Source organism: Kordia sp., from assembly GCF_050633145.1.
Classification (GTDB): Bacteria; Bacteroidota; Bacteroidia; order Flavobacteriales; family Flavobacteriaceae; genus Kordia.
Map to the genome: position 1 here is coordinate 259,676 of NZ_JBOEFY010000040.1, position 18,355 is coordinate 278,030.

General features: G+C 33.1%; 10 protein-coding genes and 1 pseudogene. 5 read left to right on the plus strand and 6 right to left on the minus strand.

The window, feature by feature from the left end; all coding sequences use genetic code 11:
• A pseudogene (locus ACRBBL_RS18940) lies at positions 1-1,657 on the minus strand (heavy metal translocating P-type ATPase); the annotation flags it as partial.
• An 11-nt stretch (positions 1,658-1,668) separates the two neighbouring features.
• Positions 1,669-2,082, minus strand: coding sequence for a hypothetical protein (locus tag ACRBBL_RS18945; RefSeq protein ID WP_431370653.1), 414 nt, complete (start codon positions 2,080-2,082; stop codon positions 1,669-1,671).
• A 170-nt stretch (positions 2,083-2,252) separates the two neighbouring features.
• Here ACRBBL_RS18945 and hpf point away from each other — a divergent pair, with 170 nt between their 5' ends.
• The 5 genes from hpf to ACRBBL_RS18970 all read left to right on the plus strand — a co-directional run bounded on the left by hpf (position 2,253) and on the right by ACRBBL_RS18970 (position 10,135).
• Positions 2,253-2,555, plus strand: a complete 303-nt coding sequence (gene hpf, locus ACRBBL_RS18950; protein ID WP_431370654.1) for a ribosome hibernation-promoting factor, HPF/YfiA family — start codon at positions 2,253-2,255, stop codon at positions 2,553-2,555.
• 329 nt (positions 2,556-2,884) lie between these two features.
• Positions 2,885-4,549: a tetratricopeptide repeat protein gene (locus ACRBBL_RS18955; protein ID WP_431370655.1), complete on the plus strand. Its 1,665-nt coding sequence runs from the start codon at positions 2,885-2,887 to the stop codon at positions 4,547-4,549.
• A 107-nt stretch (positions 4,550-4,656) separates the two neighbouring features.
• Positions 4,657-4,818, plus strand: coding sequence for a hypothetical protein (locus tag ACRBBL_RS18960; RefSeq protein WP_431370656.1), 162 nt, complete (start codon positions 4,657-4,659; stop codon positions 4,816-4,818).
• 17 nt (positions 4,819-4,835) lie between these two features.
• Positions 4,836-9,287, plus strand: coding sequence for a hypothetical protein (locus ACRBBL_RS18965; protein ID WP_431370657.1), 4,452 nt, complete (start codon positions 4,836-4,838; stop codon positions 9,285-9,287).
• Positions 9,288-9,493: 206 nt separating this feature from the next.
• The gene (locus ACRBBL_RS18970) at positions 9,494-10,135 is read left to right on the plus strand and encodes a lipocalin family protein (protein ID WP_431370658.1); all 642 of its coding nucleotides are present in this window, start codon (positions 9,494-9,496) and stop codon (positions 10,133-10,135) included.
• A gap of 152 nt (positions 10,136-10,287) precedes the next feature.
• Here the strand turns inward: ACRBBL_RS18970 and ACRBBL_RS18975 are convergent, their stop codons facing one another.
• From ACRBBL_RS18975 to ACRBBL_RS18990, 4 genes are all read right to left on the minus strand, one after another.
• On the minus strand, positions 10,288-15,981 hold the full coding sequence (locus tag ACRBBL_RS18975; protein ID WP_431370659.1) for a hypothetical protein: 5,694 nt from the start codon (positions 15,979-15,981) through the stop codon (positions 10,288-10,290).
• Positions 15,982-16,017: 36 nt separating this feature from the next.
• Complete coding sequence (locus ACRBBL_RS18980) at positions 16,018-16,590, minus strand: hypothetical protein (RefSeq protein ID WP_431370660.1); 573 nt, start codon at positions 16,588-16,590, stop codon at positions 16,018-16,020.
• 368 nt (positions 16,591-16,958) lie between these two features.
• Positions 16,959-17,690, minus strand: a complete 732-nt coding sequence (locus tag ACRBBL_RS18985; RefSeq protein WP_431370661.1) for a LytR/AlgR family response regulator transcription factor — start codon at positions 17,688-17,690, stop codon at positions 16,959-16,961.
• Positions 17,687-18,355, minus strand: a 669-nt coding sequence (locus ACRBBL_RS18990; protein WP_431370662.1) for a sensor histidine kinase, incomplete at its 5' end; no start/stop codon positions are given. The genes ACRBBL_RS18990 and ACRBBL_RS18985, both read right to left, overlap by 4 nt.

Here is an 18,355-nt window from a genome sequence, read left to right on the forward strand (position 1 = left end):
TAACGCCATCACCTACCATGGCCACTTTTTTATGCACTTGCAATAGCTTTTTTATTTCTACAACTTTTGCTTCTGGCAATAAGTTTCCACGTGCTTCCGAAAGTCCAATTTGTTGCGCTATGGCATCGCCCACATTTTGATGATCGCCTGTAAGCATAATCATAAACTTGATGCCTATTTCTTGCAATCGTTTCATGGTACTTTTGGCGGTTTTCCTAGGAACATCCATTACACTTATAATTCCTACAATTTGCTGTTTATAGGCAACTAACATCACCGTTTCTCCTTTTTTCAAAAGTGTTTTCATCTTGGATAATACCAAAGTATCTACCGTAATTCCTGCTCCTTCAAGCAGCTTTACATTTCCTATACAAACTTGCTCTTCATTGCATACAGCAATAATTCCTTTTCCTTGAATGGCATGTACATTAGAAGCTATGTCAGTTACTTGGAGTTTGTATTGTTCTTTAATATCCTTTGCAATTGCTTTTGCTAATGGATGATTGCTTAGGCTTTCTACTTCTAGTAACAGTTGCGCCAATTCTTGTTCGTCAAATCCATCTAATGGAATAATATTTTTTAGTGTGGGTTTGCCTTCTGTAAGCGTTCCTGTTTTGTCAAATGCAATTGCTTTGATCGCTGCTAAATCTTCCAAGGCTTTTCCGCCTTTGATTAAAACTCCTTTTTGTGCAGCTCTTGCAATACCACTTAATACAGCACTTGGTGTCGAAATTGCCAATGCGCAAGGACTTGCTGCTACCAATACCGTAATAGCTCTGTAGATACTTTCTTCAAAGGTTTCATTAATAATTAGATGTGCAAAACATAGCAGAACAACAACAACTAAAACAATAGGAACATACCATTTTTCAAACTTCTTTGTTAAACGTTGTGTCGGTGATTTTTGCGTTTCCACTTCGCTCACCATTGTTATTAATCGTGCTACAGTTGAATCTTTACTGAGTTTTAACACCAAAACTTCAATACTATTATCTCCATTGATAGTACCTGCAAATACTGTATGATTTGTATCTATTTCATTAAATTTTGGCAATCGTTTAGTATTTGGAATCTGCGTTTTATCTACCGGAATACTTTCGCCCGTAATGGGCGCCTGATTTATACTACTATTTCCTTTTATGATGACACCATCTGCCGAAATTTTTGTGTTTGGCTTGATGATAATTACATCTTTAATTTTTAGTTTTTCTACTGGAATTTCTTCAAAAGTGCCATTTCTTTTTACGATAGCTGTTGTTGGAGATAGATTGCCTAAGGCTTCAATTGATTTTTTGGCTTTATGCATAGCATAGTGTTCCAATGCGTGTCCTAAACTGAAGAGAAATAACAACAAAGCTCCTTCTGCCCAACTGTCAATATATATTGCGCCTATAGCAGCAGCAATCATTAAAAAATCTATATCAAATCCGCCTTTGCTTATTTTCTTAACAGCTTCAATAGTTACAAAACAACCTCCAAATAGATACGAGACCGCATATATTATTTTATATGTAGTTTCGGGGATTTCCGTTAGTTTTTCAATCAAAAAACCAAGCAACAAAAAAAGACCACATAACAATGCAAAATACAGTTCTGTTTTTTTACCTAAGATTAGATAAAGTGAATGTGAATGCTTTTTCTCTTTTGAAATAGTCATATATAGTTTTGTTAACTGGAAATTTGTTTAAATTCAATACTCAACTTTGCTAATAAGATAAGTTCTGATTTATTTACATCAGAAAAGCTAGCGGCTATTTTACCTGCAATTTTTAAGATGGCTTTTTTTATAGATGTGGTAAATAAAGATTCGTTTGCTCTTTTATAAGCAATAAAATCATCGAAACAGGCTTCAACAGTTGCTTCATCAAAATACAGTATTTTAAAAGTCGTCGTTATATAATGTTCAATATCGATTTCTGCATCGGTTACACTATAATTTTCACTCATACTCAATAAAGAAATTTCTTTTTTCATGACTTCAAATTCTTCTTTCTTTATTTTTTTATCTGCCAAAGCAATGGCATAAAATAGTTTGCCAAGATGCTGATAAAATACGACTGCTTTTTGTTCTTTTAATTCCATTGTATAAAGTCTTTGAAACAAATCTAGAATTTTTGTTATTGTTTATCAATGATATAAATCAGTACTAAAAATTCTCCTTTATGATTACTAAACATGACCTAAATCATATTTTTTGATACTTCTACACCTTAGATTTGTGATATACAATTAATCATATAAAATAGTTAACAATGAAAATAAATATTCAGTTTATCCACATGACTACGAGTGAAGCTATGGAAACCTATATTACTGAAAGACTTACTAAGCTTTCTAAAAAATATGATATGATTATCCATGCGGATGTTTTTTTAAAGAGCGAAAAAGATCCTAAAGGAAAAGGTAATATTTGTGAAATGGAGTTGAGTTTATACGGACCTAGAATTTTTGCTTCTTCTAATGAAGAAAATTATGAAATTGCTGTAAAAAACACCATTAAAGATTTAGAAAAACAATTGGAGAAACGAAAAAGCACTTTAAAACCGTATGTGTAACATTTAGCTATAAAACACTGACTCACAATATAAATCACCTTAATATTGTCATTGCAATTTGTACTTTTATAAGGGAAAACGGTATTGATATATTCATACTGGTGAATAGTAAGCGTTCGTTGTTGGAAGATTATGATATTACAATCAACCGTGCAAAGAATGTGCAACATAATTAAGTTTAAAAAAAGAATACTACTTAACTAACTTTAAATACTCCGAAAGGCAGAAAATAGAATGTTATTTTCTGCCTTTTTTTATAAATGTATATTCGTAAATTATATGCATCAACAACATACACTTTACCAACATAATTCATAATTTTGTGAATAATGAAGCGCATATACCTTTATATCTTATTGTTACTTTCTCAAATTTTATTTGCGCAAGAGAAAGATTCAACCCTAGTGGCATTAGAAAAAATAGTAACTGAAGCACCTAATGACTCACTAAAAGTTGAAGCATATCTCGAATTAGGAGATTTTCAATTGCGCCGGGATTTTAATAGTGTATCTTCTTATTTAAATGAAGCATTAAAAATAATAGATGCGCCAACAAACAACTACGATACTGGGCTACAAAAAGCAAAGGTGATACAACAATTTGGATTGGTATATAGAAAACGTGCCAACTATTCGGAAGCACTTCGAATGTATTATAAAGCCTTACCAATTTTTGAAAAATACAAAGATTCTATCGGATTGGCATCTAGTTATCATAATATAGGTTCTGTTCTTGTTTATCAAAAAGAATATGAAAAAGTTAAAAAAAACATTCGGAAAGCTATCTCGATTAATACAAAGTTAAAGCGTGCTAGAAGTATGGGACTTAATTATTCAATGCTAGCTTCTGCTTATAGAAAGGCTACAGATAATGATTCCATACTCTATTTTTACAAAAAAGCTGAAGCATGTTACAAAGAAGCAAATTATGAAGAAGGTTCATATCAAATATTTTCAAACATGTCTTTATATCATGTTAGAAATAAGCATTATAAAAAAGCGCTACCATTGCAGCTAAAAAACTTAGCGTATGTAATTCGAGTGAAAAAAAAGGCCGCAATTGCTACTTCACATTACAATTTATCAAGAATATATATAGAATTAAAAGACTATAACAAAGCATTGTTTCATGCAAATGCTTCTTTAGATCTTGCCAAAGCTGAAAAAATGGGACGTAGGTATGCGTTGTCTTTTAAAAGAAGAAGTCGTGCCTACAACGGCTTAAAAGATTATTACAATGCTTTGGAAGATTATAGAAGATATGCAAAAGCATACGACAGTATTTTTAACTTAAACAAAGTCAAAGAAATACGTGAAATAGAACTGAGTTATGCTTTTGAAAAAGAACGTTTTGCGGACAGTATTCAGTTTGCACAAGAAAAGAACATTTTGATGCTTAAAGCTGAAAACGAAACGCTTCAAAAAAAGTGGTATTTAGCATTATTTATTATAACGCTATTTGTAGCAGTCGTTATTATTTATTTTGGGAATAAATACTTTAAAAAGTTACGATTACGAAAACAAATAGAAGCACAAAAACTCAATACAAAGATTGACCAATTAAGCACCGAAATTACCACTAAGAAAGAAGAGATTACCGAATTAATGACAGAAACCATCATTCATTTACAATCTAAAGAAAAATTAACCGATTCTTTAAGCAAGCTTTCTAAACAACAAGAAGGAATTTCTTTATCAGGAATTATTGCAGAGCTTAAAGCCGATAAATTGGAAGATGCTAAGATTGTGTTACTGAAAAAAAACATAGAAACACTCAACTTTGACTTTCTAAAACGACTCCGAGAAAAGCATTCAAATCTTACTAAAACCGATATTGAAGTTTGCTCTTTTATCAAGCTTGGATTGTCGAGAAAAGAAATTTCTGAGCTTCGAAAAACAAGTTTAGAAGCCATAAAATCTACTCGATTTCGTCTAAAAAAGAAACTGAATCTATCCGCAGAAGATTCTTTAGACGATTTTATAAAATCAATATAATCAGCAATTTAAACTTATTGCACCCTATTCTGCACCCTATCATTTCTTTTTAAAACAAGGAAATCTTCCTAGTATTGTTGCATCAATAACTGATGCGATACTGTTTAATGAAAAAGTTACAATCTATTATTAAAAACTTGTTTTCTAAAAAAGAACAACAACCTTCTACATTGGAAAAATTAAAATCCCAAAAAGAAGAAATGAAAGCTGAACTAGCATCTTTATCAGAGTTTCAAAAGATTTTAAAAGAACTAAACAATCAACCATAACCTATCATTCAATCCTTATGAAAAGAAACCTACTTCTTATCTTATTATGTACCACTTCGTATATTTATAGTCAAACATCCTGCCCTTTTGATGAAAGTCTATTTTCTGGTACACTTACAGTGACAACTGCTGGTGCCTCAAAAACGAAAGCTAGTGATGCTACATCCAATTACAGATTTGGAGAACGTGTCGCTATTGACGGAAATATCGCTGCCGTTGTTTCACGTAGTAATGGCGCAGCCGCAGGAAAAGTATATATATTTACAAATGATGGCTCAGGAAACTGGACAGAACAAACAACCATATCTGCCAGTGATGGTTTTGCAGGAGATAATTTTGGTTCTGCTGTAGCCTTAGAAGGTAATTACTTATTGGTTGGTGCACGTTCACAACTAGATGCTGCCGATGTAGACACAGGAGCTGCATATTTATTTGAATACAATGGTGTAGATACTTGGACTCAAGTAGCCATTTTTGAACCTAGCGATGGTGCTACTGGAATTCGTTTTGGAGAATCTGTTTCTATCGAAGGTGATTTAGTGCTTGTTGGAGCGCGTAATGGATGTACTGGAGGATGCGCGTATGTATATGAAAATGACGGAACCAATACGTTTACTTATACAGAAACAAAATTAGAACCTCAAGTACAATCTGGCTATTCAGGTGCACGATTTGGTAGCGATGTACAACTTAAAGATGGGCGCGCGTATGTTAGCGGACCTTATGATTATTCTGTTGTTGGAAATGCTTCTGCTGGATCTGTACAAATATGGGATCAGGCAAACGACGGAACTTGGTCACGCACACACAGACTAAGAGGAACAGAAACTTCAGAAGCCTTTGGATGGTCGGTCGATGTTGAAGGAGATTATTTAGCAATTGGTGCTATGAATTTTGAAACATCCACAACTCCTGAAGCCGATCAAGGAAGAGTTTATGTGTACAAAGCAGATGCAAATGGCGATTATTTGGAAGCCAATAGCGTCATGATTCAAAATGATGATAAAGATAGTTTTAATGATCAACGTTTTGGAACTGATGTTGCTTTAGATGGTGAATATTTATATGTAGGAACTTTTGGAAATGGAGCAATCAATTCAGATGCACTCTATATATTTAAAGATGATGGTACCAATAACTGGACGCAAATTGCAAAAATAACTTCAGGCGCTGGTTGGGATGAATTCGCGAACAGAGCTGTCGCAGTTTCTTTTCCTTACTTATTAATTGGTCAGAATGAAGATGACAGTCCAAGTAAATCTGGAGCAGTATATTTTGTGCCGTTGGCAAATCAAGTAGAGCCTGTGGCTTCTGTTACAGAAACTGTAGGTGTAAATACAACACAGAGTAACGGAATTATAAAAGTGAGTTTTGATGATGAAGCTACGGAAACGCAAATCAAGTTTAGTATTGATGGTGGAAATACCTATCCGTATACTTTTGATGATACGTTGGGGAACGGAGAAATTACCAATTTAGCGATAGGAACCTATGATATTTGGGTAGCTTTTGACGAGAGTTCTTGTCCTATTAGCTTGGGAAGTTTTGACATTAACGAAATACCGTATACTGCCATTCCTGATGCTAATTTTGAAGCAAGGTTAGAAGCTTTAGGATATGATGATATTTCTGCAGATGGGCAAGTTCCAACAGCACTCATTGAAAATGTTACTAGTCTGACTGCAAACAATTTGGGGATTAATGACCTAACAGGAATTGAAGACTTTGCTGCTTTAACATTATTAAGCTGTAGAGCAAATAATTTGACTGCCTTAGATATTAGTCAAAATGTCTTGCTAGAAACACTCACAGCAAACAATAATGATATTCTTGCTATTAATTTATCGAATAATACGGCTTTAACATCTATAAATCTTGGTGCTAATGATTTTACGACATTAGATGTATCAAACAATACGGCATTGATAAGCCTAAGCTTACAGGCAAATAGTGGATTAACAAGTATCGATGTTAGCAACAATACGCTTTTACAACAACTGAGAACCTATGCTACAAACATTGCAACCTTAGATATTAGTAATAATCCAGACTTAGAACTACTATTTGCGTACAATTCTCCAATTACAGCAATTGATGTATCAAACAACCCAGCTATTGAAGAACTTAGAGTAAATGGAACCGATGTTACTGCATTAGACCTAAGTAACAATCCTAATATAATAACTTTACGTGTAAATGGCACAAACATTACATCCTTAGATTTGAGCAACCAAACTGCATTCAAAAATCTATTTGCAAGTGATACCAATCTAAATTACTTAAATGTAAAAAACGGGAACAACACCAATGTAGGTACGTTTAGTATTGCAAACAACCCGAGCTTAAGCTGTGTTGTGGTAGATGATGCAGCATATAGTACAACCAATTGGACAAATATTGATACTGGAATAGTTTCCTTTAGTGATACCTATTGTCGCTATACAGCCATACCTGACACCAATTTTGAAGCTGCTTTAGAAGCCTTAGGATATGATGATATTTCTGCAGATGGACAAGTACCAACGGCGCTCATTGAAGTGGTAACATCATTATCAACTCAATTTCAAGACATAACCGATTTTACAGGAATTGAAGATTTCCTGGCACTAGAAAGCCTTACTGTTTCTTATAATTCATTTACGTCTTTAGATGTAACTAATAATGTAAATCTTACTTTCTTAAATTGCGGATATAGCAGTTTAACGAGTTTAGATGTAAGCAATAATGTACTGTTAGAAACTTTATGGGTGAATAGTAGCGCTATCAGTACTTTAGATCTTAGTCAAAACATAAATTTAACTTCTTTGACAGCAAGTGCTATGAGTAATTTGACAGCATTAAACATGCAAAATGGAAACAATGCAAATGTTACACATTTTACAACAATAGGCACGACTAACCTTTATTGTATATTGGTAGATGATGCCGCGTATAGCACAACAAATTGGGATGATGTAGAAGATCATACAGTTTTCAATGAAACAGATTGCTTGGCATACACCGCAATTCCTGATGCCAATTTTGAAGCGGCTTTAGAAGCCTTAGGACATGACGATATTTCAAGTGATGGACAAGTACTAACAGCATTGATTGAAGTGGTAACAAACCTAAATGTTTCCAATGAAGGAATTACAGACTTAACAGGAATTGAAGATTTCATTGCATTAACGAGTTTAAATGTTTCAGATAATACAATCGGATCATTAGATATCACAAACAGTCCAAACCTTGTAACACTAACAGCAAGTGCTTGCGGATTGTCAAGTTTAGATATTTCACAAAATACCTTGCTAGAAAATTTATCAGCAGATTCTAACCAATTAACAAGTCTTAACACGACAAATAATACAGCGCTTAAAACTGTAGTTCTCTATGGAAATTTGATCGCTACTGCAGATTTTTCTACCAATACAACATTAGAAACCTTAGATTTATTTCAGAATCAATTAACCTCGCTTGATCTCAGTAATAACACAGCTTTAAAAACACTTTTTTGTGATAATAATGAACTAATAAGTCTGAATGTACAAAACGGAAACAACGCAGCGATCACTGATTTCAACGCACTAAATAATGATGATTTGTATTGTATTTTGGTGGATAATGAAGCGTATAGTACCACCAATTGGGGAAATAAAGATACGCAAGCTAATTATAATGAAACGAGTTGTGATTTTGTCATTGTCGATGTTGATGTATTCTTGCAAGGAGCATTGATCAATCCGAATACGGGTGAAGAAAGCTTGATGCGTGACGACCTTAGAATTGCTGGAGGAATTTATGATTCCAATTCTCCGTATGGTGATGGTGCCTCAATCAATGAAACAGTTGGACTTTCTGATAACGACGCTAACTCTACTGTCGATTGGATTTGGGTTGAATTGCGCGATGCAAACAGCTCAGCTACTGTTATTGCAGGACAATCAGGAATTTTGCAACGTGATGGTGATATTGTAGCGACAGATGATGATTTGGTAACTCCGTTAACTTTTGAAAATGTTCCTGCGGGAGATTATTACATTGTTATAAAGCACCGTAATCACCTAAGTATTATGTCTGCAACTGCGATCACATTAAAGCAGGTTTCCACAACAATTGACTTTACCGATGCTAACAATCAAATTACGTATGGAAGCAATGCACAAACCACGTTTGGAATGCCAACAGATGTTGTTGCCATGTGGTGCGGAAATGCAAATGATGATACAATAGTACAATATTCTGGAACGAATCCTGATACGCCAGAAATTCTATCAACAGTACTCAATGATGCTGGGAATTTCTTAAACTTTCCAACCTATGTAGTAAGCGGTTATGATGCCAATGATGTAAACATGGATGGAAATACACAATACTCAGGCACGGATCCTGATGTTCCATTCATTTTGCAAAATATATTGGCGCATCCAAGTAACTTCTTAGGTTTTAGCACCTATCAAATCATTGAACAATTACCCGAAAATGAATAAATACAACAAAATAAAGAATAATTTTTAGTGCTTTTAGTTTAGCTATAATGGGGTAATTAGGTTTGGGCGACTAATTACCGAAGCGCCACCTTTAATTAGATGGCGCTTTTTTTATGTTTTAATCATATATAATTCTTTATAGGAACTTAAAAAACATGCTGTCTAAAAAAAATGTACATTTACATGAAACCGTTAACAAATAATATATGAAGAACGTTATTTTATCTAGCATTTACATTCTAGTAGTATGCATGACTACAACTGTTATTGCACAAGAAAATGAAAAGCTACTAAAACAGATTCAAGGAGATTGGGAAGTTCAATCTGTAAACGATAATCCATTGAACGGCAGCTTATCTTTTTATGATGATAAAATCTTTAGTATGCAAACTCCAAGTGGAAAAACAGTTGGCACGTACACCTTAAATGAGACAACTTTACTCATGGCCCGTAAAGGAAAAGAGGATCATAAATTGTTAATTAAATCTTGTAATGAAACTACGTTAAAGCTGTATGATCCTAAAGAAAAGGCTACTATTATTCTTTCAAAAAGTAAAACAATAAAGCCTACCGTAGCCGTTAGTATTGTGGGAAACTGGAAAATTGAATCTCACAACGAAGAATCTTTTAGTGGAACCTTATCTTTTAATGATGATAAAACCTTTAGTATGGTTGCTGCAGGAGAAAAAAATGAAGGCACATATAGGCTACATGAAGAAAAGTTATTCATGACTAATACGAAAGGAGAAAGTCAAGAATTGTTAATTCAATTTATTAATGAAACTACATTAAAACTTTATAGCTCTGTAGATGAAGTTACGCATGTTTTTTCAAAAGAAAAGCAATAAACTCCATCTCTGAAAATAGTCATTGTGAATGAGATGATGTAAATAGAAAAAACGCCATTTCATATAGAAATGGCGCTTCGTAAAAAATCCCCTAGTATATGACTACCAATTTTAAATTGCCCTAGACAATGATCTTCTATCTTTTTGAAGGTTTAATCGTTCTCTGGTAACTGTTCTGTAATTTGGAACGTACTGAAATTTAAAAAATTCCCTGGATGCGCTAGTACATTCTGCAAAATCACAGGCGTATCTGGATTTGTGCCAGAGTATTGTATGTTTCCATCCATGTTTAAATCATCTGTTATATACGCACTTACCGCATAAGTTGGGAAATTGAGAAAGTTTCCTGGATCATTCAATACCGTTGATAAGATTGTTGGCGTATCTGGGTTCGTCCCAGAATATTGAACCATCGTATCACCATTTACATTTCCTGCCCACATTCCTATTTTATTAGCTTGCATTCCAAAAACAGTTTGTGCATTACTACCATGTGTAATTTGGTTGGTTGCATCTGTAAAATCAACAATGGTTGTTGTTTGTTTTAGCGTTTCAGCAGTTGCTGTCATCACTCCTAAGTGATTTCTATGTTTTACGACAATATAGTATTTTCCAGCAGGAAGTGCATCAAAAGTTAATGGTGTTGTTAAGTCATCATCCGTAGCAACAATATCTCCATCGCGTTGTAAGACTCCTGATTTTCCTGCAACGACATTCGTCGGATTGTTTACATGTCTTAATTCTACCCAAACCCAATCAACCATTGAGTTTCCAACATTGTTAGTTGTTCTAATCGATTCACTTATAGTTGCGCCATCTGCATACGGAGATGTTGCACTGATGAGTCCGTTGATACGTAAATCGTCACGCATTAAGGTTTCTTCTCCTGTATTAGGGTTTAAACTTGCGCCTTGTAAGCGTACTTTCGCGCCAAGCTCAATATAATCACAACTCGTTTCGTTAAAGCTTATTTGCGGAGCTACTATAGTCCAATTGGTTATACTGTACGCTGCATCATCAACCAAAACACAATATAAATCGGGATTGGTATTTGCTTCAAAAGTTGTCATGTTTGTATTGGTTCCGTTTTGGACATTTAATGATTTTAATTTATTATCATCAACATCTAGCTCCTTGAGGTTCGTGTTACTACTCAGATCTAAATTTTGAATTTGATTTTCATAGCACACTAATTTTTCCAAGTTTATATTGTTTGTAAGGTTTAATTCTGTCAAGAAATTAGCATGCACATTTAAGTCTGTCAATGCTGCGTTAGTACTTACATCAATACTTACTAATTTATTTCCGCCGCAGGCTAAAAGGTCTAAATTAGGATTGGTACTAAATTCTAATGAAGTAAAATAATTTCGTTGTCCAACGAAGAACTCTAAGTATATATTATTGCTAAGATCAATGGTTGTTAAGTTATTGTCACTAAAAACAATGACTGTAAGTATTGTAGAATTACTAACATCGATACTTGTTAGCTTGTTGTTAGAACAGCGCAAATCTTCTAAGAGTGTATTTGTAGACATGTCTAAGATAGTTAATGCATTGTTTGACACATTAAAATCTCTTAAAGCTGTATTTGCACTTACATCTAAATTTGTGAGTTCATTAACATGACATTCTAAGATATATAAGCCTGGATTGTTACTAAGATCTAAAGCCGTTAGCTTGTTGTTAGAACAGAATAAGCGCTCCAACGAAGCCGTATTCGTATTCAGATAACTAAGCTGATTGTTTTTACAATCTAAATAATTTAAAGAAGTGTTATTGCTTATGTTTAGACTTTCAATCGTATTAAAAGAACAGTTTAAAGTTTCTAAACTAGTGAAAGCTTCTATTCCTGTTAGGTCAGTGATTCCTTTATTTGAAATATCTAAACTTGTTAAAGTACTAATACCTTCTGTGGGCACAAAATCATCTAGCGGTAATGAATCAAAACCTAAATCAATTAGGGCTTGTTCAAAATTATCATCTGGAACATACGCTGCATAAGCACAATTTTGATTAAAACTTGTTTGTAAATCGATGTTCATCCAATTGGTAGTACTCCAAGTTGCATCATCTACTTGTATACATGTTAAACTCGGATTTCCTATGGCTGAGAAACCTACAAAATTTGTGTTGTTTCCATTCTTAATATTTAGTACTTCTAACGCATTGTTTTGTGCATATAATTCATTTAATGCTATGTGAAAGCTTCCGTTAAAAACAGTAATATTATTGCTGCTAATGTTCACCGAAACTAACAAAGAGTTATTGATAATGTTTAATGCTGTTAGTGAGTTTTCATTCACATTTAATGTGGTAAGATTCAAATTACTTAGGATATCAAGCGCAGTTAATGAGTTTGAAGCACAGTCTAAGCTTGTTAAATTCAAATTATTGCTAACATCTAGTGTTCCCAACGTATTAGACGAGCAGTTTAGCTGTTGTAATGCTGTAAAATCTTCGATTCCTGTTGCATCGGAAATTCCTTTGTTACTTATGTTTAACGTAGTAACCGTTTCAATGTTTGCCGTAAGTACCAAATCATCTAAAACTGTGTCATAGCCTAAATCGATTAACGCTTGTTCAAAAGCATCATCTGGCACATAGGTAAATCCGAAATTACAGTTTTCATTAAAGCTCGTTTGTGAGTCAATAAAACTCCAATTGGCAGTGCTATATGCTGCATCATCTACTTCTATACAGGTTAAATTGGGGTTTTGAGTTGCTGAAAAAGCTGCGAAATTGGTATTGTTTCCGTTTTTAACACTGAGACGTTCTAAATTGTTTCCTGCACAATATAAACGAGTTAATAATGAGCTATTATCTAATTCTAAAACCGTAAAATTATTTTCATCTACATCTAAATAATTCAATAATGGATTGTTACTAAGGTCTAAAGTACTAATAGAATTTGACCATATTGTCAACGATTGTAATATGGTGTTACTTGTCACATCTATAGATGAAATCAGGTTAAATCCACAGTCTAACAATCTTAAATTTTGATTATTAGTAACATCTATAGTATTCAAAATATTATTTGAACATCGCAATTGTTCAAGTGCTGTAAAGTCTTCGATTCCTGTTAAATCGGAAATTCCTTTACTGCTTAGATCTATAATTAATATGGAGTTAATGTTTGCTGTTGGCACATAATCGTTTAATGGTCCTTCATCAAAACCTAAATCAATCAACGCTTGTTCAAAAGCATCATCTGGAACATAGGTAAAAAACGGTTCGCAGTTTGTATTAAAATTTGTTTGTGCGTCTTTATTTGTCCAGTTGGCTGTACTGTATGCAACATCATCTACTTCTATACAAGTTAAATCTGGATTGTTTAAGGTTGAGAAATTTGTAATGTCTGTATTGGTTCCGTTTTGGATTGAAAATAATACCAAGTTATTAGCAGCACCATCAAATTCGTTTAATTGTGTATGCGTATCTAAATTTAAAGATGTAATACCATTGTTGTTTATTTTTAATTGTGTCAGAGCTAAGTTGCCACTGATATCCAACGCGTTCATCACATTATTGCTGATATCTAAATTTGTGAGTTGTGTATTTGCTGAAAGATCTATTGTAGCGATTGAATTTGCGGAGCAGTTTAATTGTTGTAAATCTACAAAGCCTTCAATTCCTGTCATGTCTACAATACCTTTTCCGCTTATATCTAAAGTGGTTACTGTATTTATGTTTGCTCCAGGTACATAATCGTCTAACATTCCCGAATCATAACCCAAATCAATTAAGGCTTGCTCAAAAGCATCATCTGGCACATATACGGTATTGTAATTACAATTTTCACTGAAACTTGCTCCAGGGTCAACTCCTCCCCAATTTGCGGTACTAATTGCAGCATTATCTACTTGAATACAAGACAGATTCGGATTCCCTGTTGCTAAAAAGTTTGTCAAATTCGAATTTGCTCCATTCTTCACATTCAATTCTTCCAAATTAGGGCAATTCTGCACATAAATTTCCGTCAATTGTGTGTTTGGACTAAGATCGATTGAACTATAATTGTTCGTACCAATATCCGCAACTTGTAAATTGGTGTTATTGATAAGGTTGAGTTCAGCCAATCCGTTGTTAAAGGTGAATAATTTTTCTAATGCTACATTCGTGCTCACATCAAGCACACTTAATTGATTTGATTGAATATAGAGTTCGCGCAAAAGTGTATTATTGCTCACATCTACAGTAGTGATATTATTTGTCCCAAGAGATAATAAATTGAGTCCTGTGTTGGTACTTACATCTACAGAAGCTAATTGATTTTCATAAGCAACATAGGTATGCAAATTGGTTAGTCCAGTAGTATTGATGCTCGTAATTTGATTGGTTCTACACCACAATGTTTGAAGTATTGGATTGGAAGACACATCGATAATAGAAAGTTGATTTTCATTACAATACAGCTCTATCAAATCAGGATTCCCTGAAGTATCTACCGTAGTCAATTGATTGCGGCTGCATATAAATTGTAATAAAAGTGGATTGTTGGATGCATCCATTGCCGTAAGATTATTGCCAGAAAGCGCAAATGCAAGCAATGCGCTATTTGCAGAAATATCGATGGTTGATAGTTGATTGCTATTCATACTTAATATTTCCAATCCAGTTAAAGGAGACAAATCAATACTAGTAATACTATTATCATTTGCTCTAAAGTCTCTTAGCTGTGTATTGGCAGTAATATCGATAGTAGACAACTGATTGTCATTACAATACAATGATTGAAGCGCGCTAAAAGCTTCGATTCCTGTTAAATCTGCTATATTTTTTGAGCTTACATCTAAACTTGTGATCGTGTTTATATTTGCCGTTGGCACGAAATTATTTAACGGTGCAGAGTCATATCCTAAATCAATTAAAGCCTGTTCAAAATTATCATCTGGAACATACGTAGTTGTAGGATCGCAATTGGTACTAAAACTTATTTGCGAACCAACAGTCCAATTGGCAGTACTATAAGCTACATCATCTACATCAATACATGTAAGAGCTGCTGCATTTGACACAGAAAAAAAGGTAATTGCAGTATTGTTACCATTTCTAAGATTTAAGTTTTTTAAACTGAGCATCCTATCAGCTCTTAAAATTTTTAAAGCAGGATTATTCGTTAAATCTAAATCTTCTAAGGTAGTTTGGTTTATTGCATTGATATTTACATATAAAGACTCTAGTAATGGATTATTACTTAGGTTTAATGCTGCTATAGGACTTCCTATTAAGTTTAAAAGGGTAAGTGCTGAATTATTACTCAGATCAATTGTTGAAAATAGATTTCCGCCAATTCGTAATATTTCTAATGCAGTTGTATTGGAAAGATCTAATGTTGTTAGGTCATTTGACGCACAATCTAACTCTACTAATGTACTATTATTTACATTCAAACTCGTAATATCATTTCCATTACAGCGAAGTATGGTCAATGCTGTATTTGTACTCACATCCAAACTTGTTAAATCATTTAACTGAATAGATATTTCTTCTAAATTTGTCAATCCCGTAATATTGATGCTCATTAAATCTCCCACATAAGAAGAAATAACTCTTAGATTGCTATTGCTTGTAAAATTGGCTGTTACGATTTGATTTTGTCCAAAATTTATAGTTTCAAGCGCTGTAAAATCGGCTATTCCAGTAAGATCGGTGATACTTTTTTGTTGAATATTTAAATCCGTAATCGTATTTATGTTTGCTGTAGGAACAAAATTGTCTAACGGTCCAGAATCATATCCTAAGTCAATTAAGGCTTGTTCAAAGTTATTATCTGGAATAAAAGTTTGTGCAATGGTAAATAATGGCATTACCAAAATCACAATATAGAGTAATTGTTTTTTCATGTAAATAGGTAGCGTTATTTGGTGTTTTTTTGTTTTTTAAGAATACATTTTGATAAGTTTGCCATCAATTGAGTAGAAAAAACTAAACGTTTTATCTCCGTTTTCTGGTTTTAGCATAATGCAGTATTCTGTTTTAGAAACATCACCGTTTTTAGGAAATTTTATGGTTGCTAAATGTAAAGCTGGCTTTTCTATGTTTTTCTCTTGTTGCAGTTGCTTGCTCGATTTTTCGACCAAATCACCTAATGTAGAGAGGTTAATGGTATCGTTTAACTGAAACATAAAATCTTTTGCTTTGGTTCCGTTAGGCACTTCAATAAATATGTCTGACGTTTTCTTCCAAATGTTTTGAGTGGAATTCCACTTTTCCATTTTTAAAGATTTTGGAGCATTTGTAACTATAGTGTTTATAGAGCTTCCTGTAGTTTTATTATAGCTTATTGTCAAATTTGTGTAGCATGCATTTTCACCAAACTCACTTTTCATTACTTTTTCTATAGCATTAAATGCAATTGCATCGGCTGGTTGTGTATGCGTAGATGTATCACATGACAATAATGATAGTACAACCACTACAATTACAATCATTGTAAAGTTTATTACTTTCATACCTAACTTTTTCTTTGAGTTGATTCTATTCATATTTCTTACTAAAAAAAGCCTTGCCTACTATGAAATAGCACTCTAATTACCCAACAAACAGTATTGCCAAAAGGTCTAACCCAACTAAATTAAAATACTGTTACTACTAAAAATTAAAGCATAGCAGGCATTGGTATTTTACCTGACTTTTTTTCTGATATTTTGTATTGATCATTACTTTACACTCATAAAAGTATGTAGGAAATATGAATAAAGAAATAGCCATTTTATTTCCGTTACACTTGAAGAAATATGTGTGACTTTTGAATAAATATTTGAAAATGAAGTAAAGGTTGCTATTGAAGTTTTTAAGCGTTACGAACAAGTAATTAGGATTATTTTTTGTTTAAAAAAGTGTTTAAAAATGCTTCTTTCCTTCTGGAAGATACTGGGATTTTTTTTCCATTTTTTAAATGAATAACGCCAGATTTGTCATACTTATCTATAAATTTTAGGTTGACAATATAGGATTGATGTGGTCGTGTAAAACTTGCTTTAAACAAAGGTTCTTCAAACTCTTTTAAGGTTTTAGAAACCACATATTTTTTTCCATCAAAACAATAAAAAGAAGTATATCCTTTGTCTGACTCACAATACATAAGTTCTTTTAAATCGATTACCTGAAAACTATCTTGAAGAGACAATATCAATTGAGAATTATCGGTATGTATTGCCTGTTTTACGATGTTTATTTGTTGTTTCTGTTTTGAAATTGGCAATGCAGAAACTTTTTGCAATGCTATTTCAAGTTCATCAATATCTACAGGTTTTAACAGGTAATCTACAGCGCCCATTTTTAAAGCTTTCAGTGCATACTCTTCAAAAGCAGTTATAAAAATCACTTTAAAATCGGTGTATTCGGTTTGTTCTAAAAAGTCAAACGCAGTACCATCGGTCAAATTAATATCCAAAAAAATCAATTCAGGTTTGCATGCTTTAGAAAGTACAACTGCATCACTTACAGACGCGCACTCTCCTATTACTTGTACATCAAAATTTACCAACTCCAATAAGTTTAACAAGCCTTTTCTAATGTATTCTTTATCTTCTACAATAAGTGATTTCATGCTGCTTTTTGTATTTTATATGGCATTACTAATGTAACAATTGTTCCGTGTTCATCATACTTTTGTCGATCTTCAACGGTAAGCATTCCTTTTGTTTTAGAATCTTCAGATAAAATTCGCAAGCGTTCTGAAGTAATAATTGTTGCTAATGATTTTTTTTGTTTTTTGCTCGTTTGTTTTTTAGCATCTATCCCAATTCCATTATCGGTAATCGTACAAATAAGTTCTTCGTTTGTATACTTGAGTACAATTGCTATATTTCGGTCTGTACTTTGTGTATTAAATCCATGTTCTATTGCATTTTCTATAAATGGTTGAATCAACATTGGTGGTACTTCAAACAGTGATTTATCAATAGCATCATCCACAGAAATAGAATACTTATACGAGTCATTCGATTCTATATTTTGAAGTGCTAAATAATTTTCTACAGCAATTAACTCTTGATCGAGAGACACCATTTTATCTCTAGAATTTTCCAAAGTAATCCGCAATAATTTTGAAAATTTAGACAAGTACGATAACGACTTCTTTTGTTCTTTGTTTAATATAATTCCTTGTAATACAGAAAGTGCATTAAAAATAAAATGCGGTGTCATTTGTGATCGCAACAACTTTTGTTCTGTCAATATATTTTTATTCTTAGCTTTTACATGTCGTAATCG